Source organism: Lysobacter sp. Soil_C_15 (genome assembly GCF_057657315.1).
Genome location: NZ_JBDGIR010000003.1, coordinates 92393 through 118963, shown reverse-complemented (window position 1 = coordinate 118963; position 26571 = coordinate 92393). Strand labels below are relative to the sequence as shown.

Annotated in this window: 27 protein-coding genes; 8 read left to right on the top strand and 19 right to left on the bottom strand. The window is 69.6% G+C overall.

The annotated features are described in order from the left end of the window. Positions 1-5 precede the first annotated feature (5 nt). The 10 genes from AC3A57_RS08460 to AC3A57_RS08415 all read right to left on the bottom strand — a co-directional run bounded on the left by AC3A57_RS08460 (position 6) and on the right by AC3A57_RS08415 (position 7163). On the bottom strand, positions 6-1250 hold the full coding sequence (locus tag AC3A57_RS08460) for a lipoprotein-releasing ABC transporter permease subunit (protein ID WP_487578509.1): 1245 nt from the start codon (positions 1248-1250) through the stop codon (positions 6-8). A gap of 120 nt (positions 1251-1370) precedes the next feature. Continuing rightward, positions 1371-1901 (bottom strand): hypothetical protein, encoded by a 531-nt coding sequence (locus tag AC3A57_RS08455; RefSeq protein ID WP_487578508.1) that lies wholly within the window; start codon positions 1899-1901, stop codon positions 1371-1373. 16 nt (positions 1902-1917) lie between these two features. Beyond that, the gene (locus tag AC3A57_RS08450) at positions 1918-2199 is read right to left on the bottom strand and encodes an FAD assembly factor SdhE (protein ID WP_487578507.1); all 282 of its coding nucleotides are present in this window, start codon (positions 2197-2199) and stop codon (positions 1918-1920) included. Between the two features lie 16 nt (positions 2200-2215). Next, the gene (locus AC3A57_RS08445) at positions 2216-2911 is read right to left on the bottom strand and encodes a hypothetical protein (RefSeq protein ID WP_487578506.1); all 696 of its coding nucleotides are present in this window, start codon (positions 2909-2911) and stop codon (positions 2216-2218) included. Beyond that, on the bottom strand, positions 2908-3330 hold the full coding sequence (locus AC3A57_RS08440; protein ID WP_487578505.1) for an MAPEG family protein: 423 nt from the start codon (positions 3328-3330) through the stop codon (positions 2908-2910). Before AC3A57_RS08440 ends, AC3A57_RS08445 begins: the two co-directional genes overlap by 4 nt. A gap of 132 nt (positions 3331-3462) precedes the next feature. After that, complete coding sequence (locus AC3A57_RS08435) at positions 3463-4248, bottom strand: succinate dehydrogenase iron-sulfur subunit (protein ID WP_487578504.1); 786 nt, start codon at positions 4246-4248, stop codon at positions 3463-3465. A 15-nt stretch (positions 4249-4263) separates the two neighbouring features. Next, on the bottom strand, positions 4264-6018 hold the full coding sequence (sdhA, locus tag AC3A57_RS08430; protein ID WP_064747585.1) for a succinate dehydrogenase flavoprotein subunit: 1755 nt from the start codon (positions 6016-6018) through the stop codon (positions 4264-4266). 42 nt (positions 6019-6060) lie between these two features. Continuing rightward, on the bottom strand, positions 6061-6459 hold the full coding sequence (gene sdhD / locus AC3A57_RS08425) for a succinate dehydrogenase, hydrophobic membrane anchor protein (RefSeq protein ID WP_487578503.1): 399 nt from the start codon (positions 6457-6459) through the stop codon (positions 6061-6063). Further along, positions 6456-6851 (bottom strand): succinate dehydrogenase, cytochrome b556 subunit, encoded by a 396-nt coding sequence (gene sdhC, locus AC3A57_RS08420; protein ID WP_487578502.1) that lies wholly within the window; start codon positions 6849-6851, stop codon positions 6456-6458. Before sdhC ends, sdhD begins: the two co-directional genes overlap by 4 nt. 108 nt (positions 6852-6959) lie before the next feature. After that, a complete protein-coding gene (locus AC3A57_RS08415; protein ID WP_487578501.1) occupies positions 6960-7163 on the bottom strand; it encodes a DUF1674 domain-containing protein in 204 nt (67 codons plus the stop codon). A gap of 30 nt (positions 7164-7193) precedes the next feature. On the opposite strand from AC3A57_RS08415, the gene ygfZ reads away from it, so the two are divergent. Then, entirely contained in the window at positions 7194-8063 is an 870-nt protein-coding gene (gene ygfZ, locus AC3A57_RS08410) for a CAF17-like 4Fe-4S cluster assembly/insertion protein YgfZ (protein WP_487578500.1), read from the top strand. A 195-nt stretch (positions 8064-8258) separates the two neighbouring features. Here the strand turns inward: ygfZ and asnB are convergent, their stop codons facing one another. From asnB to AC3A57_RS08380, 6 genes are all read right to left on the bottom strand, one after another. Next, positions 8259-10229 (bottom strand): asparagine synthase (glutamine-hydrolyzing), encoded by a 1971-nt coding sequence (gene asnB, locus AC3A57_RS08405; protein WP_487578499.1) that lies wholly within the window; start codon positions 10227-10229, stop codon positions 8259-8261. 165 nt (positions 10230-10394) lie between these two features. Next, positions 10395-12626 (bottom strand): thiamine pyrophosphate-dependent enzyme, encoded by a 2232-nt coding sequence (locus AC3A57_RS08400; protein ID WP_487578833.1) that lies wholly within the window; start codon positions 12624-12626, stop codon positions 10395-10397. Between the two features lie 154 nt (positions 12627-12780). Beyond that, the gene (locus AC3A57_RS08395) at positions 12781-13422 is read right to left on the bottom strand and encodes a glutathione S-transferase family protein (protein ID WP_487578498.1); all 642 of its coding nucleotides are present in this window, start codon (positions 13420-13422) and stop codon (positions 12781-12783) included. Next, positions 13419-13970: a GNAT family N-acetyltransferase gene (locus AC3A57_RS08390; protein WP_487578497.1), complete on the bottom strand. Its 552-nt coding sequence runs from the start codon at positions 13968-13970 to the stop codon at positions 13419-13421. Before AC3A57_RS08390 ends, AC3A57_RS08395 begins: the two co-directional genes overlap by 4 nt. 206 nt (positions 13971-14176) lie before the next feature. Then, on the bottom strand, positions 14177-15340 hold the full coding sequence (locus tag AC3A57_RS08385; RefSeq protein ID WP_487578496.1) for an acyl-CoA dehydrogenase family protein: 1164 nt from the start codon (positions 15338-15340) through the stop codon (positions 14177-14179). A 342-nt stretch (positions 15341-15682) separates the two neighbouring features. Continuing rightward, positions 15683-16501: a glycine zipper 2TM domain-containing protein gene (locus AC3A57_RS08380; RefSeq protein WP_487578495.1), complete on the bottom strand. Its 819-nt coding sequence runs from the start codon at positions 16499-16501 to the stop codon at positions 15683-15685. Positions 16502-16733: 232 nt separating this feature from the next. Here AC3A57_RS08380 and AC3A57_RS08375 point away from each other — a divergent pair, with 232 nt between their 5' ends. Continuing rightward, positions 16734-16961 carry a DUF6116 family protein gene (locus AC3A57_RS08375; protein WP_487578494.1) on the top strand — a complete coding sequence of 76 codons (228 nt, stop codon included), beginning with the start codon at positions 16734-16736 and terminating at the stop codon, positions 16959-16961. A 2-nt stretch (positions 16962-16963) separates the two neighbouring features. Continuing rightward, positions 16964-17734, top strand: coding sequence for a TatD family hydrolase (locus AC3A57_RS08370; RefSeq protein WP_487578493.1), 771 nt, complete (start codon positions 16964-16966; stop codon positions 17732-17734). Positions 17735-17815: 81 nt separating this feature from the next. On the opposite strand, the gene AC3A57_RS08365 is transcribed toward AC3A57_RS08370, so the two are convergent. Continuing rightward, positions 17816-18634, bottom strand: coding sequence for a tRNA threonylcarbamoyladenosine dehydratase (locus AC3A57_RS08365; RefSeq protein WP_487578492.1), 819 nt, complete (start codon positions 18632-18634; stop codon positions 17816-17818). 242 nt (positions 18635-18876) lie between these two features. Between AC3A57_RS08365 and AC3A57_RS08360 the strand changes: the two genes are divergently transcribed. The 3 genes from AC3A57_RS08360 (at position 18877) to AC3A57_RS08350 (ending at position 21475) form a co-directional block, all read left to right on the top strand. Next, positions 18877-19329: a hypothetical protein gene (locus tag AC3A57_RS08360; RefSeq protein WP_487578491.1), complete on the top strand. Its 453-nt coding sequence runs from the start codon at positions 18877-18879 to the stop codon at positions 19327-19329. A gap of 249 nt (positions 19330-19578) precedes the next feature. Beyond that, positions 19579-20070 carry a glycine zipper 2TM domain-containing protein gene (locus tag AC3A57_RS08355; protein WP_487578490.1) on the top strand — a complete coding sequence of 164 codons (492 nt, stop codon included), beginning with the start codon at positions 19579-19581 and terminating at the stop codon, positions 20068-20070. A 298-nt stretch (positions 20071-20368) separates the two neighbouring features. Next, on the top strand, positions 20369-21475 hold the full coding sequence (locus AC3A57_RS08350; RefSeq protein ID WP_487578489.1) for a M35 family metalloendopeptidase: 1107 nt from the start codon (positions 20369-20371) through the stop codon (positions 21473-21475). A gap of 955 nt (positions 21476-22430) precedes the next feature. Here AC3A57_RS08350 and AC3A57_RS08345 read toward each other — a convergent pair. Beyond that, positions 22431-22640 (bottom strand): cold-shock protein, encoded by a 210-nt coding sequence (locus AC3A57_RS08345; RefSeq protein WP_221673032.1) that lies wholly within the window; start codon positions 22638-22640, stop codon positions 22431-22433. A gap of 215 nt (positions 22641-22855) precedes the next feature. Here AC3A57_RS08345 and AC3A57_RS08340 point away from each other — a divergent pair, with 215 nt between their 5' ends. Together AC3A57_RS08340 and AC3A57_RS08335 are read left to right on the top strand one after the other, a co-directional pair. Beyond that, a complete protein-coding gene (locus AC3A57_RS08340; protein WP_221673033.1) occupies positions 22856-23341 on the top strand; it encodes a DUF456 domain-containing protein in 486 nt (161 codons plus the stop codon). 120 nt (positions 23342-23461) lie between these two features. After that, a complete protein-coding gene (locus AC3A57_RS08335) occupies positions 23462-24640 on the top strand; it encodes a phospholipase A (RefSeq protein WP_487578488.1) in 1179 nt (392 codons plus the stop codon). Between the two features lie 302 nt (positions 24641-24942). Here AC3A57_RS08335 and AC3A57_RS08330 read toward each other — a convergent pair whose 3' ends face one another. Further along, complete coding sequence (locus AC3A57_RS08330; RefSeq protein ID WP_487578487.1) at positions 24943-26517, bottom strand: fumarate hydratase; 1575 nt, start codon at positions 26515-26517, stop codon at positions 24943-24945. Between the last annotated feature and the right edge of the window lie 54 nt (positions 26518-26571).

Sequence of the window (26571 nt, the reverse complement as noted above, 5' to 3'; positions counted from 1 at the left end):
GCGCCTCACTCATAGCGCAAGGCCTCCGCCGGCGCGGTGCGCGCGGCGCGCCAGGCCGGGTAGATGGTGGCCAGGAAGGCCATCGCCAAAGCCACGCCGGCGATGATCACCACGTCGCTGGTCTGCAGGTCGGTCGGCAGGCCGGTGATGTAGTAGACGTCCTCCGGCAGCAGTTGCACCTTCAGCACGCGCTCGATCGCCTTGAGGATGTGCTCCAGGTTGAGGGTCAGGACGATGCCGCCGACCACGCCGAGCACGGTGCCGATGATGCCGATCAGGGTGCCCTGGACGACGAAGATCCGCATCACGCTCATCGGGGTCAGGCCGAGGGTGCGCTGGATGGCGATGTCGGCCTGCTTGTCGGTGACCAGCATGACCTGCGAGGAGACCAGGTTGAACGCGCCCATGGCGATGATCAGCGACAGCAGGATCGCCATTACCGTCTTTTCCATCTTCAGCGCGCGGAACATGTTGGCGTTGTCGCTGCTCCAGTCGCTGACCCGGTACGGGCCGCCCAGGCTCACCGCCAGGTCGCGCGCCACGTTCCAGGCCTGGTCCATGTCGTGCAGGCGCAGGCGCACCCCGGTCACGCCCTCGCCCATCCGCAGCACGCGCTGGACGTCGTGCATGTTGACCACCGCCAGGCCCTTGTCGAACTCGTTGTAGCCGGCCTCGAAGATGCCGCTGACGGTGAAGCGCTTGAGCTGCGGCATCGCCCCCATCGGCGTGCTGCGGCCGTCGGCGGTCATCACCACCACGCTGTCGCCGACCTGCGCGCCCATCCACAGCGCCAGTTCCTTGCCGAGCACGATGTTGAAGCTGCCCGGAGTGAGCGAGTCGAGCTTGCCCTCGACCATCTTGTCGGCCAGCACCGAGACCTTGCGCTCCTGGGACGGATCGACGCCGCGGATGATCGCCGGCTGCTGGCGGGTGGCGGACAACAGCGCTTCCTTCTCGATGTAAGGCGCGGCGCCGGCCACGCGCGGGTCGGCCTGGGCCTTGTCCACCGCCTGCCGCCACTCGGTCAAAGGCTCGCCGTAGGCGCTGACCGTGGCGTGCGCGGCCATCTGCAGCATGCGATCGCGGATCTCGCGCTGGAACCCGCTCATCACCGCCAGGGTGGTGATCAACGCAGTCACGCCGAGCGCGATGCCGGCGATCGAGGCCAGCGAGATGAAGGAAATGAAGCCGTTGCGGCGCTTGGCGCGCAGATAGCGCAGGCCGATGGCTACTGAGATGGGTTTGAACATCAGGGATTGGGTTCGGGATTCGGGTTGGTTCGAGGCGGGACTCGGGACTCGGGACTCGGGACTCGCAAGAGCGGGTTTCGCGGCAAGCTGTTTCACGAGTCCCGAGTCCCGAGTCCCGGCTCATGGTGCCATCGATCGCGCCTCGGGCGCAGGCGCTGAGACCGCGGCGGCCAGCCGCAGTTCACGCCGCTGCGCGGCCGCCAGGGTGTCGGGCCACCACAGCAGGCGGCCTCGGTGGCCGTCGGCATCGCGATACTCCAACCGCGCCAGCCAGCCGCGCCAATGCACCTGCCAGTGGCTCAGCGGGCGGCCGTCGAGCCAGGCGCGGCCGCCGCGCAGCAGCAGCCGGTGCGGCGGACGGCGCAGCTCTCGCCGGGCCGAATGCGCGGTCCAGGCCAGGGCCGCGGCCGCCAGCGGCCAAGCCAGCGGCGCCGGCAGTTCGCTGCCGAGGCAGGCCGCGGCGGCGGCCGGGCCCAAGGCGATCAGGCCGGCCGCGAGCAGGCGCGAGGGGCGCCACAGCAGGCCGTCTTGCTCCCGCCCGTCGCTCGCCGCCGATGCGGCCGGGCGTCGCGGTCCGAGGCCGATGGCGGCGCGGGTGTCCTGCGCCCTGCCCTGCTGAGCCGCCAGGCGCGTCGCCGGCGCGCCGCCCACGTCCGCCGCGCCGCGCTCAGGGCGGCAGCCTGCCGATCGATTCGACGAGTCGCTGCAGTTCGGCATCGCTGGAAGCCTCGTGGCCCATGAACCAGTGCCAGAGCTTATCGTCCTCGGTTTCCAGCAGCCGTAGGAAAACGCCGCGCTCGGCGTCGGAAGCTTGCCGCCACGCGCGGTCGAGATAACGGCCGAACAACTGGTCCAGTTCGCGCATGCCGCGCCGGCAGCGCCAGCGCAGGCGGCGCAGTTCCAGTTCGTCGCTTCGTTCGCGCTCGCTTGCGCCGGTCTCGTCGTTCATGAGCTCCTCGTTGCGTTCACGGCGTCGCCGGCGCGCTTTCCAGCGCGTCGCACAGGCCGCCGGGGTTGCGCTGGCAGTGCGCGGCGGCGTCCTTGGCCAGGGCCGGGTCGTTCTCGACCGCCAGGCGCGCCGCAGTGCGGAAATCCTCCTCCGACGCGCCGTCCGCCATGACATTGCCGAGCTTGTCTTCGATCGAGGTCTCGGCGAAGGCCCGATGCGCCCGGTACTGCGCTTCGCCGCCGCGCTCGCGGATGCAGTCCGGTACGCCGGGCGTGCCTAGCGCGGCGCGGATGCAGGCCAGTTCGGTGCGGCCGGCGTCGCTGCGGAAATAGGCCAGGCCCTGGGCCAGTTCGGCCGCGCTGCTCGCGGCCGCCAGGCGGCTGGCGGCGCCGTCTGCGAACGGCGCCATCGGCATCGCCGCGGTCCAGCGCCGGACCAGCTCGCGCTCGGCGTCGCTGCGCGAATCGTCCGGACCGCTCGGCCCTTGCCCGGCGGTGAGCTGCAGGATCTGCCGCATCAGCGCGGGATAGCCGATGGCCTCGAGCAGGCTGCGCGCGTCGGCGAGCCCGCTTTGCCCGGCAGCGCTATCGATGGCGGCGGTCTGGCCGGCGGGCGTTGCGGCCAGCGCCGACGACACCGTGGCTACGGCCAGCAGCGCGACAGCGTAGCGGTACATCGGCCGAAGGAGATGGCGGTGGGATGGGCGAGTCATGAGCGGAGCAATCCGATTGCGAGGTGAATCCACAACGCCCACAGCGCGACCGCGCCGGCGAAGTAGGCGGTGAAACGGTGCATGACCCGGTTGTAGCCGCAGTGGATCAGGCTGTGCAGCACGCGCAGGGCGACGAAGGCCCAGGCCAACGCCAGCGTCGCCGCGTCCGCCAGGCCGCTCAACGCCGCCACCGTCAGCGCCAGGTAGAACAGCACCGGCAGTTCGAACAGATTGCGGAAGTTGTCCGCCGCCGCGCTGTCGGTCAGTTTCGCTGCGGCCTGCGCGGAGGTCGCCACCGCCTGCGGATGGATGCGGTCGCGGCGCATCTGCCCGATCCGCACCACGTACAGGCGGATCCACACCGCGCAGGTCAGCGCGACCATCGCCAGTGCGGGCAGGAAGATCGCCTTCGACGGCATGCTCGACCCCGTTTGCGGCGCGCGGCCGCCGTTGCGGTGGGCGTAACGGCACGACGGCGCCACCGGGCGCCGTCGTGAGTCGGTGCTGGAGGGCCGCGGCGCCGCAACGACGGCGGCACGGCCGGCCGCGCATCAGACGCGGCGCGCCAGCATCAGCTTCTTGATCTCGCCGATCGCCCGCGCCGGGTTCAGACCCTTCGGGCAGGTGCGGGCGCAGTTCATGATCGTGTGGCAGCGGTACAGCTTGAACGGGTCTTCCAGATCGTCCAGGCGCGCGCCGGTGTCCTCGTCGCGCGAATCGACGATCCAGCGGTAGGCCTGCAGCAGGATCGCCGGGCCGAGGTAACGGTCGCCGTTCCACCAGTAGCTCGGGCAGCTGGTCGAGCAGCACGCGCACAGGATGCACTCGTACAGGCCGTCGAGCTTCTCGCGGTCGGCCGGCGACTGCAGCCGCTCGCGGTCCGACGGCGCCGGGCTCTGGGTGCGCAGCCAGGGCTTGATCGAGGCGTACTGGGCGTAGAAGTGGGTCAGGTCCGGCACCAGGTCCTTGACCACTTCCATGTGCGGCAGCGGGTAGATCGGCAGCTCGCCGTTGCCGCCGCAGTCGCTGATCGCCTTGGTGCAGGCCAGCGTGTTGGTGCCGTCGATGTTCATCGCGCACGAACCGCAGATGCCTTCGCGGCAGGACCGGCGGAAGGTCAGGGTCGGGTCGATCTCGTTCTTGATCTTGATCAGCGCGTCCAGAACCATCGGACCGCACGCGGCCAGGTCGACCTCGTAGGTGTCGACGCGCGGGTTCATGCCGTCGTCCGGGTTCCAGCGGTAGACCTTGAAGGTGCGCGGCTGCTTGGCGCCGGGAGACGCCCAGTGGCGGCCCTTCTGGATCTGCGAGTTCTTGGGTAGGGAAAATTCAGCCACGGTGCTCGCTCCGGATCAGTAGACGCGCTTGGCCGGCGGGATCGAAGCGACCTCGCCCGTCATCGGCTGCATGTGGACGGGACGGTAGTCGATCCGGGTCTCGCCCTTGTCGTCCACCCAGCACAGCGTGTGCTTCTGCCAGTTGACGTCGTCGCGTTCCGGGAAGTCCTCGTGCGCATGCGCGCCGCGCGACTCCTTGCGGTTCTCGGCCGAAACGATCGTGACCAGGGCCTGGTCGAGCAGGTTGGACAGCTCGAAGGTTTCGATCAGATCCGAATTCCACACCAGCGAACGGTCGGTGACCTTGACGTCGGCGAACGAAGCGTGGATCTCGCGCATCTTTGCTACGCCTTCGGCCAGGGTCTGGCTGGTGCGGAACACCGCCGCGTCGGCCTGCATGGTGCGCTGCATCTTGTCGCGGATCACCGCGGTCGGCGTGCCGCCGTTGGCGTTGCGCAGCTTGTCCAGGCGCGCCAGCGCGCTGTCGCAGGCATCGCCGGCGAGCGGCGCCTGCTTGCCGTTCGGGACGATGGTCTCGGCGCAGCGGTTGGCCACCGCGCGGCCGAACACGACCAGGTCGAGCAGCGAGTTCGAGCCCAGGCGGTTGGCGCCGTGCACCGACACGCAGGCGGCTTCGCCGATCGCGTACAGGCCCGGGACGACCGCGTCGGGGTTGCCGTCGCGCAGTTGCACCACTTCGCCGTGGTAGTTGGTCGGGATGCCGCCCATGTTGTAGTGCACGGTCGGCAGCACCGGGATCGGCTCCTTCTCGACGTCGACGCCGGCGAAGATGCGCGCCGATTCGGCGATGCCCGGCAGCTTCTTGTGGATGACGTCGGGGCCGAGGTGGGTCAGGTCGAGCAGGATGTGGTCCTTGTGCTCGCCGACGCCGCGGCCTTCGCGGATCTCGATGGTCATCGAACGGCTGACCATGTCGCGCGGCGCCAAGTCCTTCACGCTCGGCGCGTAGCGCTCCATGAAGCGCTCGCCGTTGCTGTTGCGCAGGATGCCGCCTTCGCCGCGCACGCCCTCGGTGATCAGGCAGCCGGCGCCGTAGATGCCGGTCGGGTGGAACTGGACGAATTCCATGTCCTGCATGCCCAGGCCGGCGCGCAGGGCCATGCCGCCGCCGTCGCCGGTGCAGGTATGGGCCGAGGTGGCGCTGAAGTAGGCGCGGCCGTAGCCGCCGGTGGCCAGGACGGTGCCCTGGGCCTTGAACAGGTGCAGGGTGCCCTCGGCCATGTCCAGGGCGAGCACGCCGCGGCAGACGCCGTGCTGGTCCATGATCAGGTCGAGCGCGAAGTACTCGATGAAGAACTGCGCGTCGTGCGCCAGCGACTGCTGGTACAGGGTGTGCAGGATCGCGTGGCCGGTGCGGTCGGCGGCGGCGCAGGTGCGCTGCGCCGGCGGGCCCTTGCCGAACTGGGTGGTCATGCCGCCGAACGGACGCTGGTAGATCTTGCCGTCGTCGGTGCGCGAGAACGGCACGCCGTAGTGCTCGAGTTCGATGATCGCCGGGATCGCCTCGCGGCACATGTACTCGATCGCGTCCTGGTCGCCGAGCCAGTCGGAGCCCTTGACGGTGTCGTAGAAGTGGTACTGCCAGTTGTCGTCGCCCATGTTGGCCAGCGCCGCGGCCACGCCGCCCTGCGCCGCCACGGTGTGCGAACGGGTCGGGAAGACCTTGGTGATGCAGGCGGTCTTCAGGCCCTTCTGGGCCAGGCCGAAGGTGGCGCGCAGGCCGGCGCCGCCGGCGCCGACCACGATCATGTCGAAGGTGTGTTCTTGGATCTTGTAGGCAGAGGCCACGGCTCAGGCTCCCAACGCGATGCGGATGATGGCGAGCACGCTGGCGAGGGCCGCGAGTACGCAAACGAAAACGACCGCGAGCTGCGATGCGATCGCCAGCCCCGGGGTATGGACGTAATCCTCGATGACCACCTGCAGGCCGAGCTTGGCGTGCCAGAACATCGCGATCAGGAACGCGCTCAGCAACACCGCGTTGCAGGGGTTGGCGACCGAGGCGCGCACCGCGGCGTAATCGGCGCCGATCCACGACACGATCAGGCCGACCACGTACAGCACCAGCGGGATCATCGCGATCGCGGTGACGCGCTGGACCACGAAGTGATGGGTGCCGTCCTTCGCCGAGCCCAGGCCGCGCGCGGTCTTGAGCGGGTTGCGCAGACGCTTGGAATCCTGAGTGCTCATGCGCCACCTCGCGACATCATGGCGGCGATCCAGACCAGGGCGGTCAGGACCAGGCTGCCGATCACACTGATCCAGCTGTTGCGGACGAAGGCTTCGATCTTGTAGGCGTAGCCGGCGTCCTGGACCAGATGGCGGATGCCGTTGATCAGGTGGTAGCACAGCGCCCAGGTCCAGCCGAACAGGACCAGGAAGCCGAGCGGCGAGCGCGCGCAGGCGACGAACTTGGCCCACGACTCCGGACCGCCGGCCAGGGCCAGCAGCGCCCAGGCGATCAGCAACGCGCCGATGGAAAGGATGACACCGGTGGCCCGGTGCAGGATCGAGGTCACCATCTGCACCTGCCAGCGGTAAACCTGCAGGTGGGGTGACAAGGGTCGTTCGCGGTTCGCCATGAGCGATGGCAATCTCGGCTGGGCGGCGGCGCCGCGTGGCGGGAAGCGTGGGAGCGCTATGTGGGGGTGTGCTTGAAAAGCGGGCTGTCGGATCTGCGTTCCAGCGGACTAGAAGTCGATGCAACGGCCGTTCTTTTCCCAGTCGCCGTAACGGGTCGGTTCGAGACCCTCGCGACCACCGTGCTCACGCGGAGCTCGCTCCGTCGGAGCGTCCTTGGCGGAAGGCGAGTGGCCTCCCGTGTCGGGCACGGGAGTCGCCGGGGTCTCGGACGTCGGGTCCGAACGTGCTTCCGGGGTGGTTTCGCCTATCATCACAGCGTTAAATATTAATTCCCGGCCCCCATGCCTGACAACCCGCAAGCCTTGCCCGGACAGGCCTTCGCCCTGCCCGGCCATACCGTAATCGCCCTGGAAGGCCGCGACGCCGCGGTCTTCGCCCAGGCGCAGTTCATGAACGACGTGAAGCCGCTCGGCGACGGCCAGTGGCAATGGAACGGCTGGCTGACGCCCAAGGGCCGGGTGATCGCGCTGTTCGCTTTGCTGCGTCTGTCCGATCAGCGGCTGCGCCTGGTCGTGCCCGACGCCGACGCCGCGGCGCTGGCCGAGCGGCTGCGTCGCTTCGTGTTCCGCAGCAAGGTCGCCATCGCGGTGCGCGAGGACCTGCACGCCGCCGGCCGCTGGGGCCGCCCCGCGCAGGCCCGGGACGCGGCCCTGGCCGGCGACGAGGACGCCGGGCTGGAACTGGACTACAGCGGCGACGGCGGAGCCCGCAGCCTGATCCTGGCGCCGGCGCCCGCCCCGGCCAACGCCGAGGCGGCGGCGCGCTGGGCCCTGGCCGACCTGGGCCACGGCCTGCCGCGGCTGGCCGCGGCCCAGGCCGAGCATTGGACGCCGCAGCAGCTGTCGCTGGAGCGCCTGCGCGCCTTCAGCGTCAAGAAGGGCTGCTATCCGGGCCAGGAAATCGTCGCCCGCACCCACTTCCTCGGCAAGGCCAAGCGTGGTCTGGTCCTGTTCGCCGCCGCCGCGCCGATCGCCGAGGGCGCCGAAGTGCGCGGCACCGAGTCGGTGCTGGGCACGGTCGCGGCCAGCGCCGGCAGCGGCGACACCCACCTGGCGCTGGCGGTGCTGCCCTTGGAGCGCGAGGCGCAGGCGCTGAGCATCGATGGCCAGGCGGTCAGCGAGCAGCCGCTGCTCGACGGCCTGGCGCGCTGAGCCGGGCCGCCTATCGCAGCCCCCCTGCAGGAGCGGGGCAAGCCGCGACCAGCGAAGCGACGTCCCCAGGCGCAGGCGCCGAAGCCCGGTGAATCGGGCTCGCGTGCCGGTTCACCCGATGGCGCAGCCCGCGCGTCGGGGCCTCGATTGGATCGGTTACCCCGCCTTGGTTTTTCCACGCGTCCCGGTCGTGGCTTACGACCGGAAGGAAATCCCTTGGGGCGCCGCGCCTGCGGCAACGGCGTCGCGCTGCGCGCGCCAGTGCGCGTGCCAGGCCTGGAACATCAGCACGTTCCACAGATGGGTATGCCAGCGCCGTTCGCCGGCCTGGAATTGCCGCCACAGCCCGTGCACCAGGTCGGCGTCGAGATAGCCTTCGCGGCGCAGCCGCGCCGGATCCAGCAATGCCTCGGCCCAGCCGCGCAGATCGCCGCGCAGCCATTGAGTGACCGGCGCGCCGAAGCCGCGTTTTTCCCGGTCGACCATCGCATCGGGCAGATAGCGCTTGAGCACCCGCTTGAGCAGGCGCTTGCTGCCGCCGTCGCGCTTGTAGGCCAGCGGCAGCGACCAGGCGAACTCGGCGACCCGCGTGTCCAGCAACGGCGCGCGCGCCTCCAGGCTCACCGCCATGCTGGCGCGGTCGACCTTGCACAGCAGATCGTCGGGCAGATACACCGCGTAATCGGCCAGCATCATCGCGTCGGCCGGCGTGCCCAGGCCGTCCAGCGGCTCGGCCCGGTCGTACAGAGTCGGCGGCAGCTTCGCGCCCGGCACCGCGGCCTGCGGAAAGCGCCAGCGCACGATCCGGTTGCGGTAGACGTCGCCGATGCCGCGCGCGCCCATCTCGGCCGCGAATGCGGCGAAGCCGCCGGCGCGCGAGGTCTCGCCATGCCCGCGCGCGCTCGCCGCCAGCCAGCGCCGCAACGGCGCCGGCACCTGCCCGAGCAGGCGCAGATTGCGCAGGGCGCGCTCGTAGCGGGTGTAGCCGAGGAACAACTCGTCGCCGCCGTCGCCGGACAAGGCCACGGTGACCTGGCTGCGCGCCAGCCGGCAGACCAGTGCGGTCGGCACCTGCGAGGCGTCGGCGAAGGGCTCGTCGAACATGGTCGGCAACTGCGGCACCACCGCCAGGGCATCGGCGCCGCTGACGTAGAGCTCGGTGTGGTCGCTACCCAGGTGGCGCGCGACTTCCAGCGCCAGCGGCGCCTCATCGTGGTGCGAGTCCTGGAAGCCGATGGTGAAGCTGCGCACCGGCTTGGCGCTGAGGGTCTGCATCAGCGAGGTGACCACCGACGAATCGGTGCCGCCGGACAGGAACACCCCGACCGGCACGTCGGCGACCATGCGCAGGCCGACCGCGTCGCGCAGCAGTTCGTCCAGTCGCTCCTCGGCGGCGTCGATGTCGCCGTCGAAGGGAGCGCGGATCGCCGCCGACATGCGCTCGCGCGCATCCCAGTAGCGGCGCTGGTCGCGGTGCGGGTCGTGCCCGGCCGCGCCGCGCGCTACCGTCTGCGCGTCCAGCCGCAGCAAAGCGCCCGGCATCAGCTTGTAGGTGTCCTGGTGGATCGCGTACGGCGACGGCACGTAGTCGTAGCGCAACAGCAGCGCCAGCGCGTCGCGGTCGACGCCGTTGTCGAAATTGGGATGGCGCCACAGCGCCTTGAGCTCGGAGCCGAACACCAGGGTGTCGCCGGCCCAGCCGTAGTACAGCGGTTTCTTGCCGACCCGGTCGCGGGCCAGCCACAGGGCGTGCCGCTCGCGGTCCCACAATGCGATCGCGAACATGCCGTTGCAGCGCGCCAGCGCCGCTTCCACGCCCCACTCCACCACCGCCGCCAGCAACACCTCGGTGTCGGAATGGCCGCGGAAGGCATGGCCGCGTTCGACCAGGGCCTCGCGCAGTTCGGCGAAGTTGTACACCTCGCCGTTGTAGGCGATCACGTAGCGTCCGTCGGCCGAGGCCATCGGCTGATGGCCCAGCGGCGACAGGTCGAGGATGCTCAGGCGCCGGTGCGCCAGGGCGACGCCGTGGGCGGGATCGGCCCAGACCCCGTCATCGTCGGGGCCGCGGTGGGCGAGCGCTTCGCCCATCGCCGCCGCCAGGCGCCGCAGCGCGTCTTCCGGCTGCCGCGCCGCTGCCTGCCACATGCCCGCCAGACCGCACATTCGATTCCCCCTACGTCGCTGCGGCCATTATGCCGCCGGCGCCGTGATCGCGTCCTGATGCGCCGATCCGGCGCGGCGGAAGGCCCGATCGCGGCGGCCGCGGCAACGGGCCGCGTTCGCGGCACGGCCGGGCGGCGATCGCCCGGACCGCGCCGCGGCGCCGGCTCAGACCAGCCGGTCGGCCGCGGCGACGATGTCCTCGTCGCCCGGAATGACCAGGAAGGCCGCGCCGGCCAGCGGGGTGTAGGTGTCGACGCCGACCACGCGCTGCATCGGCACGCCGCCCAGGCCGGCCTCGGCCAGCGCGGTGATCACGCCCTCGCCGACGCCGGCGCTGCGCCGGCCTTCGTCGACCACGACGATGCGCTTGGCGCCGCGCGCCTGCTCGGCGATGTAGGCGTCGTTGAGCGGCACCAGCCAGCGCAGGTCGACGACCTTGGTCTTCCAGCCGTGCTTGCCCTCGATCGCCCGCGCCGCGCGCAGGCTCATCGGCACGCCGTTGCCGTAGCTGAAGATCACCAGGTCCTCGCCCTCGCCGTAAGTGCGGCCCTCGCCCAGCGGCATGGCCTGGTCCGGCGCCGGGTAGGCGGTCAGCCATTGGCCGTCGCCGGCCTCGTACAGGTCCTTGGTCATGTACAGCGCGATCGGCTCCAGGAACACCGCGACCCGGCCGTCGACCTTGGCCAGCGCGGTCAGGGTGCGCAGCATGGTCGCCGCATCGTCGCCGCGCGACGGGCAGCCGACCACCAGACCGGGGATGTCGCGCAACGCGGCGATCGAGTTGTCGTTGTGGAAGTGGCCGCCGAAACCGCGCTGGTAGCCCAGCCCGGCGATGCGCACCACCATCGGGTTGCGGTACTGGTTGTTGCTGAAGAACTGCAGCGAAGCCGCTTCGCCGCGGATCTGGTCGCAGGCGTTGTGGAAATACGCCAGGTACTGGATTTCCGGGATCGGCAGCAGGCCGACGTTGGCGAAGCCCTGGGCCATGCCCAGGATCATGGTCTCGTCGAGCAGGGTGTTGAACACCCGGCGCGGGCCGAACGCCTTCTGCAGGCCCTTGGTGACGGTGTAGACGCCGCCCTTCTGCGCCACGTCTTCGCCGAACAGCAAGGTCTCGGGGTACTTGGCGAACAAGTCGTGCAGGGCGTTGTTGATCTGGATCGCCAGATGGCGCGGCGCCTGCGCTTCCGGCAGCTTGGCCTCGCCGCCGAACACCTCCAGGCGGCGGGCCTGGTAGTCGGCGCGCGCGGCCTCCGCGGCGACCGCCTCGGGCGAGTACGGCGCCAGCGGCGCGATCACCTCGTCGAGCCGATCGAGTTTGGGCCGGCGGTCGGCCTCTTCGGCCGCGGCGAAGCACTTGGCGCGGGTGGCCTCGTACAGGTCCAGCACGTCCTCGCGCGACATCAGCCCCGATTCCAGCGCGATCGCCGCCGAGCGCAACAGCGGGTCGCTGGCCTCGACCGCGCACAGCTCTTCGACCGAACGCCATTCGATCTCGAAGTCGGTGCCGGCGTGGCCCATGATCCGGGTCGTGCGCAGGTGCAGGAAGGTCGGCCGGCGGGTGCGGCGGCAATGCTCGACCGCGCGCTGCACGTCGCCGTAGCCGCCGGCCAGGTCGAGGCCGTCGGCGGCGAAGTAATCCAGGCCGTCCATGTTGCGGAAGCGGTTGCCGATCCAGCCGCCGGGGGTCTTGACCGAGATGCCGATGCCGTTGTCCTCGCACACGAACAGCACCGGCGCCGGCAGCTTCTGGTAGGCGGTCCAGGCGGCGGCGTTGAACGCGGTCTGGGCGGTGGCGTGGTTGGCCGAGGCGTCGCCGAAGGAGCAGATCGCGATGCTGTCGTCCGGGATCGGCAGCGCATGGCCGAGCCGGCGCGCGGTCTCGATCGCCACCGCCGTGCCCAGCGCCTTGGGCAGGTGCGAAGCGATGGTCGAGGTCTGCGGCAGCACCCACAGGGGCTTGCTGCCCCAGACCTTGTGCCGGCCGCCGGACGCCGGGTCGTCCTTGCTCGCCGCGAACGACAGCGCCGAGTCCATCACCGGGTCCATGCCCGGCAGCTTGCGGAAGCGTTCGGCCATGAAGCCGCCGCTGCGGTAGTGCAGGAAGGCCGGATCGGTGTGGCGCGCGAGCCGCGCGACCATCGCATTGCCTTCGTGGCCGCTGGAGCCGATGGTGTAGAAGACCTTGTTCTGCACCCGCAGCACCCGCGCCATCAGGTCCAGGTGGCGGCTGATCAGCTGCGACTCGAACAATTCGCGGAAGCCGCGCGCGTCCAGCGCGCTGCCGTCGAGCACGGCCTCGTCGGCGGCCGGGCGCGCATCGGCGCGGCCGTTCCAGCCGCGCACGAACTCGACGAAGTTGACGTCGCAGATTTCGGCCCGGTTGAGGCCTTTCATGCGCGCCGGGATCGGACTCGGCACCGGGTTGAAGTTCGGCACGCCCTGGAAGATCGGAGACTGCGGTTGCGCTGACATCGGAAACTCCGCCGCCCGCATGCGGGCCGGCTCAACGGTGAGGAATCGGGGGAGGAAGTCGGGTTCGGAAGCGGTTTCAGGCGGTCTGCGCGATCCGCTGCGCGGCCTGCTCGTCCGGTTCGGGCAAGGCGACGAAACCCTCGGTCGCGCGCACCCGCGCCAGCCAGGCGCGCAGCGCCGGGTAGCCGTCCAGGCCGATGCCGCCGTGGCCGGCGACGTCGGTGTAGGCGAACAAGGCGATGTCGGCGATGCCGTAGTCCGCGCCGCTGAACCAGTGGTGGGACTGCAGATGCCGCTCCATCACCGCCAAGGCGCGATGGCCGCGTTCGCGCAGCGCCGGCAGCTCGGCGCGGCGCGGCGAGTCCAGCGGGGTCCAGCCGGCGATGAAGCGCGCCACGGCGATGTACGGTTCGTGGCTGTATTGCTCGAAATTCATCCAGCTCAGGGCTTGCGCGCGCTGCCAGCGATCGGCCGGCAGGAAGCGGCTGCCGTCGGCCAAGTAGTACAGGATCGCGTTCGACTCGCTGAGCGTGCGCCCGTCGTCGAGCTCGATCACCGGCACCTTGCCGTTGGGATTGAGGGCGAGGAACTGCGCGGTACGGGTCTGGCCCTGGCTGCTGTCGACTTCGACCCAGCGATAAGGCTCGCCGAGTTGTTCCAGCAGCAGGCGCAGCTTGTGGCAGTTGCCCGAGGGCGAAAAGCCGTGGACGGTGATCATGCGGCCCGCCCCTGGCGGCGCGCGCGCCATTCCTCGCGGCTCTGGCCCCACACTTCGACTTCCATGTCGACCGGCGCCGGCAAGCGGTCCTGGCGCAGGTAACGCGAACCGAGCTTGCACGCCACGCCCTTGGAGGCGGCGTTGTCGGCGTCGATGGTGTGGATCACCTCGGTCCAGCCCAGGTGGTCGAAGGCCCAGTCGATCGCGGCGGTCGCGCCCTCGGTCCCGTAGCCCTTGCCGCCTTCGCTTTCGACGATGCCCCAGCCCACCTCGGTGCCCGGCCAGCCTTCCGGCTGCCAGGGGCCGAGCCGGCCGACCCAGCGCCCGGAGGCTTTTTCGTAGACCGAGAAGAAGCCGTAGCCGAGCGCGGCCCAGGAGCCGATCACCGACATCAGTCCGCGCCAGGCCACCGAGCGCGGCTGCGGCCCGCCGATGTAGCGCAGGTAGTCGCCGGCATCCATGAAGGCGGCCCAGTCGTCGAAATCGTCCAGGCGCGGCGGGCGCAGGATCAGGCGCGGGGTTTCCAGTTCGATGTCGGGAATCGTCATCACGGCTGGGGCTCTCCGATTGCGCATGCATCGCGATTGAAAGCCCCTCTCCCGCATCCGGGAGAGGGGTTGGGGTGAGGAGCCCGCGCCGCGGCGGCGCGCCCTCATCCGGCCCCCTGCCTCCGCAGGGGCAGGCTCTTCGGGCCACCTTCTCCCGCGAGCGGGAGCAGGGAATTCGCGGCTCCCGCACACGGCGGGAGCGAAACTCAGAACGCGTTGATGCCGGTCAGTTCGCGGCCGACGACCAGCTGGTGCACGGTCTCGGTGCCCTCGTAGGTGATCACCGATTCCAGGTTCAACGCGTGGCGGATCGCGGCGTGCTCGGTGGTGATGCCGGCGCCGCCGAGCAGGTCGCGGCATTCGCGGGCGATGTCGATCGCCATCCGGCAGTTGTTCCACTTCGCCAGCGACACCTGGGTCGGCTGCATGGTGCCGGCGTCCTTGAGCCGGCCGAGCTGCACCACCAGCAACTGGGCCAGGGTGATGCGGCGCGCCATCTCGGCCATCTTGATCTGCGCCGACTGGGTCGCCGCGACCGGACGGTCGAACAGGATGCGTTCCTTGGTGTAACCCAGCGCTTCGTCCAGGCAGGCGATGGCGGCGCCGATCGGGCCCCAGGTGATGCCGTAGCGGGCCTGGGTCAGGCAGCCCAGCGGGCCCTTGAGGCCCTTCACGTTGGGCAGGCGGTTGGCTTCCGGCACGCGCACGTTGTCGAAGAACAGCGACGAGGTCACCGACGCGCGCAGGCTCATCTTGTGCTTGATTTCCTGGGCGGCGAAACCGGGCATGCCCTTCTCGACCACGAAGCCCTGGATGCCGTCCTCGGTCTGCGCCCAGACGATGGCGATGTCGGCCAGGTTGCCGTTGGTGATCCACATCTTGGAGCCGTTGAGGATCCAGTCGCCGCCGTCGCGCTTGGCGTTGGTCTTCATGTTGGCCGGGTCGGAACCGCCGTGCGGCTCGGTCAGGCCGAAGCAGCCGATGATCTGGCCCTTGGCCATGCCCGGTAGCCAGCGCTGGCGCTGCTCTTCGGTGCCGTAGGCGTAGATCGGGTACATGCACAGCGAGGACTGCACGCTGACGAAGCTGCGGATGCCGCTGTCGCCGCGCTCCAGTTCCTGGCAGATCAGGCCGTAGCTGACCGCGTTGAGGCCGGCGCAGCCGTACTGCTCCGGCAGCGAGGAGCCGAGCAGGCCGAGCTCGGCGATCTCCGGCACCAGCTCCTTCGGGAAACGGCCCTGGTCGAAGGCATCGCCGATGATCGGAATGACGCGTTCGTCGGTGAAGCGGGCCACGGTGTCCTGTACGGCGCGCTCCTCTTCGCTGAGCAAGGAACGGACGTCGTAGAGATCGTAAGGATGCAGGGCCATGGCGTGCTCAGGAGACCTGTTTGGGCAGAAAGACGGCCATTGTAATGGCCGGCTGCGGCCCGGGTAAGGCCAAAAACCGCGGGACGCAGCGCTCTGCGCGCGATACGGGGAATTCTTGCGCGAGCCACGGCGATAGCGGGCGGGTTTATCGCCGGCGGCCGCGGTACGGCCGCCGATCCAATCCCGTCGCCGCACGCGCGCCCGGCCGCGGGGCCGCACGCAGCCTGCCCGGCCGCGCTTGCCGACGCGCCGCGCGCCCTGCCCGGCCGGCACGCGGCGGCGGCACAAAAAAACGGGGCCGGACAAGCCGGCCCCGTTTCGGGTGTCGCGCTACGACGCCGATCAGCCGCGGCTGGGCATCGCCGCCGAAGCGGTCTGGGTCACGACTTCGCCGTTGATCACCGGCAGGCGCTGGGTCGGACGCTCGTCCATGCGGATGGTCTGCTCCTGGCCCTGGTAACGGTAGGTCACGTCGTAGCCGACCACCTTGTCTTCGCTGCCCAGGGCGATGCGGCTGCCCGGCTTGCTCTCGGTACGCATGGTGCCGGTGGTGCCGTCCGGATTGCGGTAAGTGACGTTGTAAGCCACCACGCGCGAGGACTGCGAGGTATCCGACACGGTGCGGCACTGGCGCTCGGTGCGGTTCACCACCCGGCCGCCGACATGGTTGCGGTCGACCCGGTTGCCGATGAAGCCGCCGGCCACCGCGCCGGCCGCGGTCGCGGCCTTCTTGCCGTTGCCGCCGCCGACCTGGTTGCCGAGCAGGCCGCCGATGACCGCGCCGGCCACGGTGCCGCCGACGTTGCCGTCGCGCTCGGGCAGGCGCTCCTGCACGACCACGTCTTCGCAGACTTCGCGCGGGGTCGAGACGGTGTTGGTCTCGCGCACCGGATCGGTGCCGATCACGGTCGCGTACAGCTTTTCCTTCTGGTTGATCGGCGCGACCTTGACCACGTCGGCGTACTCGACCTGCGGGGTGGCGTCGATCGCGCCGCTGGCGGCGATGTCGCCGCCGGCGCCGTTGCCCGGCTGCAGCTGTTGGCCGGCCGGGGTCAGCGCGGCATCGGCGGTGGCCGGGCCGCGGAAGCTCTGGAAGGCTGCGACGGCGACGCCGCCGACCAGCAGCGACGCGATCGCGACAGCAATCATGTTCTTGTTCATATGGAGCCTCCAGCGGGGGACCTGAGTGCAGCGTGGTTGGATGCGGACCGCCGGGGCATGGCGGGCCGCGCGTTGTGTGTGTGCGCTAATTCCACCACCGGAAAGCTGAACCGGTGCCTATTGATTTTCGCCAGCCTGTCCCCGGCATGAACCCCGCCGCGCACGCGTGCTAGCGTGTTCGCGAACGCCGTCACATCCCACCGTTACCCCGACGAGTTGCCAGACGACCGCCATGACCAATCCGCTGCTCGCTCCCCTGATGGGCTTCCTCGGCCGCCTGAGTTACCCCCGGCTGTTCATGGTCGCCGCGACGCTGTTCGCGCTGGACGTGGTGGTGCCGGACTTCATCCCGTTCGCCGACGAGTTGCTGCTCGGCCTGGGCACCTTGCTGCTGGCCAACTGGAAGAAGCGCAAGAACCCGGCGCCGCCGCTGAAGCCGCCGGCGCCCGGCGCCCGCTGAACGTGGGCCTGACCGACAGCCATTGCCACCTCGACGCGGCCGAGTTCGACCGCGACCGGGCGCAGGTGGTCGCGCGCGCCGCCGCCGCCGGGGTGACCCGGCAAATCGTCCCGGCGGTCGACGCCGCCGGCTGGCCCAAGCTGCGCGAGGTCTGCGCGGCCGCGCCCGGCCTGTACCCGGTCTACGGCCTGCATCCGATGTACCTGGATGCGCACCGCCCCGAGCACCTGCGCGAACTGCGCGACTGGATCGAGCGCGAACGCCCTTGCGCGGTCGGCGAATGCGGCCTGGATTTCTTCGTCGACGGGCTCGATCCGGCCCGCCAGGCGCTGTACTTCGATGGCCAACTGGCCCTGGCGCGCGAGTACGACCTGCCGGTGATCGTGCACGCGCGGCACGCGGTGGAGGCGACGATCGCCGCGATCCGCCGCGTCGGCGGGCTGCGCGGCGTGATCCACAGCTACTCCGGCAGCGAGGAGCAGGCCGCGCAGTTGCACAAGCTCGGTTTCCTGCTCGGCTTCGGCGGCCCGCTGACCTACGACCGGGCCAAGCGCCTGCGCCGGATCGTCGCGAGCATGCCGCTGGAGCAGTTGCTGCTGGAAACCGATGCCCCCGACCAGCCCGACGCCGCGATTCGCGGCCAGCGCAACGAGCCGGCGCGGTTGGCGACGATCTGCGCCAGCGTCGCCGAGCTGCGCGGCGAGCCGCCGGAACGCATCGCCGCTGCGACCAGCGCCAATGCGGCGCGGTTGTTCGGCTTGAGCGAGGAGTGAGCGCAGAGAAGCGAGAAGTGAGCCGGCAATACCTCGGCTTGCTCGCTCCTCACTTCTCTGCGCTCACTCCTGTTTCCAGGCTCATTCCTGCTTCTTCAGCAGCAACTCCAGCGCCCGCCCCACCGCCGCGAACGCGAACGCCCCGGTGATGTGGGTGGCCGCGCCCAGGCCGGCGCCGCAATCGAGCTTGAGCGCGGCGTCGCCGTCGAGCTTGGGCCGCAGGCCGCAGACCGTGCCGTCCGGCTGCGGGTACTTGACGTTTTCCAGCGAGTAGATCGCCGACACGCCGAAGTAGCGGTCCGGGTTCTTGGGGAAATTGAACTCGCCGCGCAGCTTCTTGCGGATCAGCGCCAGCATCGCGTCGTGCTCGGTGCGCGACAGATCGCGCACCCGCACCAGGGTCGGGTCGGTGCGGCCGCCGGCCGAGCCGACCACGATCACCGGCCGCTTGCGCCGCCGGCACCAGGCGATCAGCTCGACCTTGCTGCGGAAGCTGTCGCAGGCGTCCAGTACCAAGTCGTAGCCGCGGTCGAGCAGTTGGTCGAGGTTGGCCGGGGTCAGGAAGCTCTGCACCGCGTCGACTTCGATCGCCGGATTGATCGCGCGGCAGCGCTCGGCCATGGCCTCGACCTTGGCCCGGCCGTACTGGCCGGCCAGCGCCGGCAATTGGCGATTGGTGTTGGACACGCACAGGTCGTCGGCGTCGATCAGGGTCAGGTGGCCGATGCCGGTGCGCGCCAGCGCCTCCACCGCCCAGGATCCGACCCCGCCCATGCCGACCACGGCGATCCGGCAGCGGCGAAAGCGCGCGACCGTGCCGCGGCCGTAAAGCCGGTCGACGCCGGCGAAGCGTTCCTGCCAGACGGTGTCGGCGGAGGGGTCGGAGAGAGCTGCGTTCATCCGCATAGTGTAGTCGCCGGCGTACCGCGGATCGGAGCCGGCGATGGAATGCTGCGGGCGGCCGCGCGCCCTCGTCGGGCCATGGCACGTACCGCCCGGGCGACCGGATCGATCTGGCCCCGCCCCGCCGCCGCCCCGCCCCGCCGCATCCCGCCCCACCCCGCCCCAAACCGGCCCGGCGCCGACCCCGGCCTCACGCGGTCGCATGCTATGTTCGCGGGCAATTGGACGGAGGCCAGGCAATGAGCAATACCCAGCCCACTGACGCAGCACCCAAGCGCAAAGGCAATGGTTCGAAATATCTGTTCCTGTTCCTGATCGGCCTGGTCGGCGGCGTGGTCGCCACGGTCATGGCGGTGCGCGCGCTCGACCAGCGCAAGGACCATTTCCCCGACAGCGTCATGCACGTGCAGCAGTGGCACCTGGGCCAGCTCAAGAGTCGGGTCGAGCAGAACCGCTGCGCCGCCACCGACACCCTGCCGCACGTGAAGGCGCTGCGGACGATGGCCGACGATCTCGAACCGGCCTTCCCCGACCTCAAGGACGACCAGCGCTTCGGCCAGCACGCCAGCAAGATGCGCGCGGCGCTCGACGGCGCGCTGGCCAGTCCGCCGCTCGGCTGCGCCGGGGTCAGCGCCGTGTCCGAACAGATCGGCGAAGCCTGCAAGGCCTGCCATCAGGATTTCCGCGGTTGAAAGGCGGCAACGAGTGGAGAGAAAACGGCAGCGGACAGGACACGGCTAAGGCTGCTTTCATTCCTCGCTCTCCACTCGTTGCTCTTCACTCGTCCCTAGCGCTCCCGTCGCCTTCCCCGACGCTAGCTGAACGCAGCGGCGCGCAGTGCCGGAACGGGCGGAAAAATTGAACACGTGTTCACGCAAGGCTGGCTAGCGTGGCAGGCGCGTGGCGATGCCCGCCACATGCCTCTAGCGCAGGAGCCTCGAATGAACACCAATCAATTCCGACTGTTGGGCCTTGCCGCGACGGCCACCCTGGCGCTCGCCGGCTGCGCGACCTCGCCGGGCTACAGCGGCGGCGGCTACAACAGCTATCCGCAGCCCTCGCAGCCGAGCTACAACCAGAGCAACTGCTACGACTGCGGCGTAGTCACCCGGATCGAGCAGATCAGCACCGCCAGCACCGCTCCGCGCGCTACCGGCGCCGTACTCGGCGGCCTGGTCGGCGCCGTCGCCGGCCGCGAGATCGCCGACGACCACACCGACAGCAAGGGCCGCAGGAATACCGCCACGGTAGCCGGCGCGGTGGCCGGCGCGGTGGCCGGCAACGCGATCCAGAACCGGGTCGGCGCGCCGAGCTACAACGTCTATGTGCGCATGAACGACGGCCGCACCGTGGTGATCACCCAGAAGGACATCGGCGGCATCCGCGAGAATACCTACGTCCGCGTCGCCAACGGCCGCGTGTACCTGCGCTGAGCGTATCTGCGTCGAGCCGCCGTCGCCGCCGCTCGCGCGGCGGCGACGGAACCAAGCAACGAAATCGCCAGGACAACAACGGCCCGCATCGCGGGCCGTTTTTTTGCGCGGTCCTTTCGTTGCGTTTTCGCCGCGCCGGCGCTGCGATCCGCGTTCCCGACCCGCGTCACGGTTGGGCGCGGAACTGGCGCACTTCTAGCGGTCTTCATGGGCGCCGCGTTGCGCTAGGGTCGTTTGCGTCCGCCCTGCGGATGCCAGCCAACGCAACTCAGCCAACGCAAGCTCAGGAGATAGTGGAATGAAACTTCGCTTCCTGCCCGTGGTGTCCGCCGGCGCCGTCCTCACCGGCGCCATCGCCGCCGCCGTCGCCGCGCCGGGCGCGGCCCAGAACAATCCGCTGCGCGTGGGCCTGGTCGCGGCGACCGGCGCCGCCGACGATTTCCTCGGTGCGGTCGAAGTCAGCATCACCAACACCGGCCGCAAGGCGGTGCGCCTGCCCAAGTGGCAGTTGCCTTCGGACGAATTCGACGCGCGCCTGTTCGACATCAGCTACGGCGGCAAGCCGGTCGCCTATGAGGGCGCCCTGGTCAAGCGCGGCCTGCCCGCTGCCGAAGACTTCGCGATCCTGCAGCCGGGCGAGACTTATCGCCGCACCATCGATCTGTCGGCCGGCTACGACCTGTCGCGCACCGGCCAGTACGTGGTCCGCTTCAATGCGCCGCTGCAGCACGCCTCGACCTCCGACCGCGCCATGCTGCGCCAGGGCAACGGCCTGGCGATGAGCGCGCAGAGCGTGCCGCTGAGCCTGTGGGTCGACGGCCTGGACCAACTCGGCGGCAGCAAGGTCGCCGCGGCGGCGAAGAAGCCGATCGGCCCGACCGCGGTGGTCAACGGCGTCAACTACGTCGGCTGCACCACTTCGCGCATCAGCGCCGCCGGCCAAGCGGTGGTGTCGGCGCGCAACTATTCCGAGAACGCCAAGGGCTATCTCGTCGGCGGCTCGTTCGGCCCGCGCTACACCAGCTGGTTCGGCGCCTACACCGACAGCCGCTACGCCACCGCGCGCCAGCACTTCGTTTCGATCGACCAGGCGATGGACCAGAACAGCGGCCAGATCACCATCAACTGCGGCTGCAGCAGCAGCGCCTACGCCTACGTGTACCCGAACCAGCCGTACCAGATCTATGTCTGCAACGCGTTCTGGAGCGCGCCGCAGACCGGCACCGATTCCAAGGCCGGCACCCTGATCCACGAGATGAGCCACTTCACCGTGGTCGCCGGCACCGACGATCACGCCTACGGCCAGGGCGCGGCGCAGAACCTGGCCAACACCAACCCCGCCGCGGCGCTGGACAACGCCGACAACCACGAGTATTTCGCCGAAAACACGCCGTTCCAGAACTGAGCCTGGGCCGCCGATGCCCGCGCATCGGCGGCGGCTCGAGAGCCGCGCATCGCTTCGTACGAAGTCGAAGATGCGAATCGGCGCACGGGGGATTTGCTTGGGCTGCAGGTAAAGCGAATCCCCCCTGCCCCCTCTGCGAAGGGGGGAGGCGGTAGTCGGTTGCGATGGGGGCCGGATCGAACGGCTTCGGGCGGACGGTGCAAGGCCGACTCCGCGTTCCAGATCGCAGCCCGCAGCACTCACGCCAGATTCCCCGGCTCCTAGCTGCTTGGCTACTGCCCTCCAGCCACCAAGCTACGACCCCGATTCCCCATTCCCGCCCCCGCAGCAACCCCACTGCCGCCGCCGGCGCGTTAGCCAACATCGAGCCCGGCGGCAGGACGCCGTAGCGATCGGCAGGGACGCGGGCGGCGCAGCGGAAGACGAGGCCGCTGCGCCGCGGTCGGGGTTCGACGCGGCCGGGACGGCCGCGCTGCGTGCGCAGGGCGGAACATCGGGAACGCACGCGACGGGCAAGGAAGCGCCGGCCCTGGCGGCCGGTCGGCGGGTCGGGGGCTCGCGCCCCCGGCTCGACCGAGTCGCTGCGGCCGCCTATGGGCCAGTCGCTCGCCGGCGACCCCCGGGGCAACGGGTTCAACGCAACGGATTCAAGCGGACGAGATTCGCGGACGGCCGAAGGCGGCGAGGACGACGCCAGCATCGACCCGCAGCCTAGCCGCTGCGGCGGAAAATCCCGCGCCGGGCTTGGATCGAGTCAAACGCGATGGCGGTCGGAGTTTGCGGCGCCGCTCCGATGACTGCGCGCACGCTTTGGACATTTCGTATGACCGGCGCGGCGGCAATTGGCGATTTTGTGACGATTATCGAACTTCCGCACAAGAAAAACCCGGCCGTAGCCGGGTCTTTCCGATGCGTTCGCGGCGCCGACAGCGCCGCGGCGGATCTCAGTACGGGGTCAGATCGGCTCGACCGCGTCGGCCTGCAGGCCCTTCTGGCCTTGGACGACGGTGAACGAGACCTTCTGGCCTTCCTTCAGGCTCTTGAAGCCCTGGGTCTGGATCGCGCGGAAATGCACGAATACGTCTTCGCCGTTTTCACGGCTGATAAAGCCAAAACCCTTGGCGTCGTTGAACCACTTGACGGTTCCGGTTTCTTTCGCGGACATCGCTACTCTCTCCTTGAAACGTGGTGTTGTTAACGCGACTGGCTCGCGTGCTGGTTGCAAGGAGGAAGCGAGGTGCAACGATGTAGCGGATCGACGGATCAACCGCATCGGGCCACGATTCACGGTGACCCTTGGCAAACGCAGCGCCCGCAACGTACCCCGACATCGGTGAAAATGCAAACCGGCCGGACACCCCGTCCGGACAGGGAATAAGCATGGATTTGCAGACACTTTATTACATATTGGCCGGCGTCCTGGTGGTGATCGGAATCGTCGGCACGGTACTCCCCGCCCTGCCCGGCTTGCCGCTGGTGTTCGGCGGCATGGTCCTGGCCGCCTGGGCCTCGGATTTCGAGAAAGTCGGCTGGGTCACCCTGGTCGTGCTCGGCCTGCTGACCGCGCTGTCCCTGGGGATCGACTTCCTGGCCACGGCGATGGGGGCCAAACGGGTCGGCGCCAGCAAGCTGGCCCTGATCGGCTCGGTGATCGGCACCTTCGCCGGCCTGGCCTTCGGCCTGATCGGGGTGTTCGTCGGTCCCTTCGTCGGCGCGCTGGTCGGCGAACTGATCCACACCCGCGAGTTGTCCAAGGCGACCCAGGTCGGGGTCGGCACCTGGGTCGGCATCGTCGTCGGCACCGTGCTCAAGTTCGGCCTGGCCTTCGCCATGGTCGGACTGTTCGCGCTGGCGTGGTTCTTCTGAACGGGCCTCGCCGCCCCGGGTTCATCTGACCCGACCGGCCGCGCCGACGCGGCCGGTTCACCTCTCGTTCGCACGCCGATGCAAGACTGCAGCGGTTTGCCGTCCGTCGACCTTATCGCCATGACCCCTGCCCTGCCCCGAACCCGCCTGCTGCCCTGCCTGCTGCTGACCGTCCTGCCCGCCGCGGCCGGCGCGCAGGAAATCAAGCCGCAGCCGGCCACGCCCGAAGCCTGTGTGGCGATCGCCAACGGCGCCGACCGGCTGGCCTGCTACGACACCGCCCTGGGCCGCGGCGCCGATGGCGTGCGCGCGGCCGATATCGCCGCCAAGGAGGCCAAGGCGATCCAGCGCAACCTGGAACTGGGCGACCAGATCGAAGCCGCGCCGACGCCGGGCCTGGCCGCACCGGCCCGGCGCAAGGCCGGCAGCAGCGACCTTTTCAGTCACGAAGAGGAGGCGCTGGACAGCGCGATCGCCAACGCCGGCAAGGGCGGCCTGCTCGACAGCCGCTGGGAACTGGCCAAGGACTCCAAGCTGGGCGTGTTCAACTTCCGCGCCTACAAGCCGGTGTACCTGCTGCCTGCGTTCTGGAGCAGCAAGCCCAACGTGCTGCCGCATTCGCCGAACCCGCGCAACACGGTGACCGATCCGCAGTCGCTGAAGGACGTCGAGGCCAAGTTCCAGGTCAGCTTCAAGACCAAGGCGGTGGAGAACCTGTTCGGCGACAACGGCGATATCTGGATGGGCTACACCCAGTCCTCGCGCTGGCAGGTCTACAACGGCGAGGACTCGCGCCCGTTCCGCGAGACCAACTACGAACCGGAAGTGATGCTGGTGTTCCGCAACAACTACCGCATCGGCGGCTGGAACGGGCGCATGGCCGGGATAGGCATCAACCACCAGTCCAACGGCCGCGCCGACCCGTTCTCGCGCAGTTGGAACCGGGTGATCGGCCAGGTCGGCTGGGACCGCGAGAATTGGGCGGTGATCGCGCGGCCGTGGTGGCGCCTGTCGGACGGCAACGACGACGACAATCCGGACATCGAGGATTACATCGGCCGCGGCGATCTCACCATCGTCCATACCCGCGGCGGCCATGAGTTCTCGCTGATGGCCCGGCATTCGCTGCGCGGCGGCGACCGTTCGCACGGCGCACTGCAGTTCGATTGGGGCTTCCCGATCCACAACCAGCTGCGCGGCCACCTGCAGATCTTCGACGGTTACGGCGAGAGCCTGATCGACTACAACCACCGCGCGACCTACGTCGGCCTGGGCATCTCCTTGCTGGAGTGGTACTGAGCCGCCGTTTTTTGTAGGAGCGGCGTGAGCCGCCGATAACGAAACGCCCGGCGCGCAGCCGGTTTTTGTAGGAGCGGCGTGAGCCGCGACCGCCGAAGCGGTGTACGCAAGCGCCGCCCACGAAGCCGGGCATCCGGATGCATGCTTCGCCTCGCCGCAGGGTTTCGGGTCGAACCGTGGTATTCCACCGCTTCGGTCGTCGCGGCTCACGCCGCTCCTGCAGGGGCGGGCGGCGCCGCCGATAACGAAACGCCCGGCGCGAGGCCGGGCGTTTTCGCAAGCGGGTACGGCGGCCGGTCGACCTATTCGACCACCACCGGAATCTTGCCGAGCATTCCAGCCGAAATCCGCGCCTGCCATTCCTTCGGGCCGGTCTTGTGCACCGATTCGCCGGCGCTGTCGACCGCCACCGTCACCGGCATGTCCTGCACGGTGAATTCGTAGATCGCCTCCATGCCCAGGTCGGCGAAACCGACCACGCGCGAGGCCTTGATCGCCTTCGACACCAGGTAAGCCGCGCCGCCGACCGCCATCAGATAGACCGACTTGTGCTTCTGGATCGCCTCGATCGCGGCCGGGCCGCGCTCGGCCTTGCCGACCATGCCGAGCAGGCCGGTCTGCGCCAGCACCTGTTCGGTGAACTTGTCCATGCGCGTGGCCGTGGTCGGGCCGGCCGGGCCGACCACTTCGTCGCGCACCGGATCGACCGGGCCGACGTAGTAGATGAAGCGGCCCTTGAAATCGACCGGCAGCGGCTCGCCCTTGTTGAGCATGTCGACCATGCGCTTGTGCGCGGCGTCGCGGCCGGTCAGCAGCTTGCCGTTGAGCAGCAGCACTTCGCCGGGCTTCCAGCTGGCGACATCCTCGGCGGTGACGGTGTCGAGATCGACCCGGCGGCCCTTGGACGAGTCGTAGGTCAGCTTCGGCCAATCCTCCAGCGACGGCGGGTCGAGCATGACCGGGCCGCTGCCGTCGAGGGTGAAGTGGGCGTGGCGGGTCGCGGCGCAGTTCGGGATCATCGCCACCGGCAGGTTGGCGGCGTGGGTCGGGTAGTCCTTGACCTTGATGTCGAGCACCGTGGTCAGGCCGCCCAGGCCCTGCGCGCCGATGCCGAGCGCGTTGACCTTCTCGTACAGCTCCAGACGCAGCTCTTCGGCGCGGTTGCTGGCGCCGCGCGCCTGCAGTTCGGTGATGTCGATCGGCTCCATCAGCGCTTCCTTGGCCAGCAGCATCGCTTTCTCGGCGGTGCCGCCGATGCCGATGCCGAGCATGCCCGGCGGGCACCAGCCTGCGCCCATGGTCGGCACGGTCTTGAGCACCCAGTCGACGATCGAGTCGGACGGGTTGAGCATGGCGAACTTGGACTTGGCCTCCGAGCCGCCGCCCTTGGCGGCGACGATCACGTCGACCGTGTTGCCCGGCACGACCTTGACGTTGACCACCGCCGGGGTGTTGTCGCGGGTGTTCTGGCGCTTGCCGGCCGGATCGGCCAGCACGCTGGCGCGCAGCTTGTTGTCGGGGTGGCTGTAGGCGCGACGCACGCCTTCGTTGACCATGTCCTCCACGCCCATGGTCGCACCGTCCCAGCGCACGTCCATGCCGATCTCCAGGAAAACGGTGACGATGCCGGTGTCCTGGCAGATCGGCCGATGGCCTTCGGCGCACATGCGCGAATTGATCAGGATCTGCGCGATCGCGTCCTTGGCCGCGGGCGACTCCTCGCGCTCGTAGGCGGCGGCGAGGTTCTTGATGTAGTCGACCGGATGGTAGTAGCTGATGTACTGCAGAGCGTCGGCGACGGACTGGATCAGGTCGTCCTGGCGGACGACGACCGGGCCCGAGGCGGCGGAAACGGCGGAAGACGAAGAAGCGGTCACGGCGGGCGTAAGGCTGGCGGTGGGGCGATTATTCTACCTGTCCCGGCCGGTCCG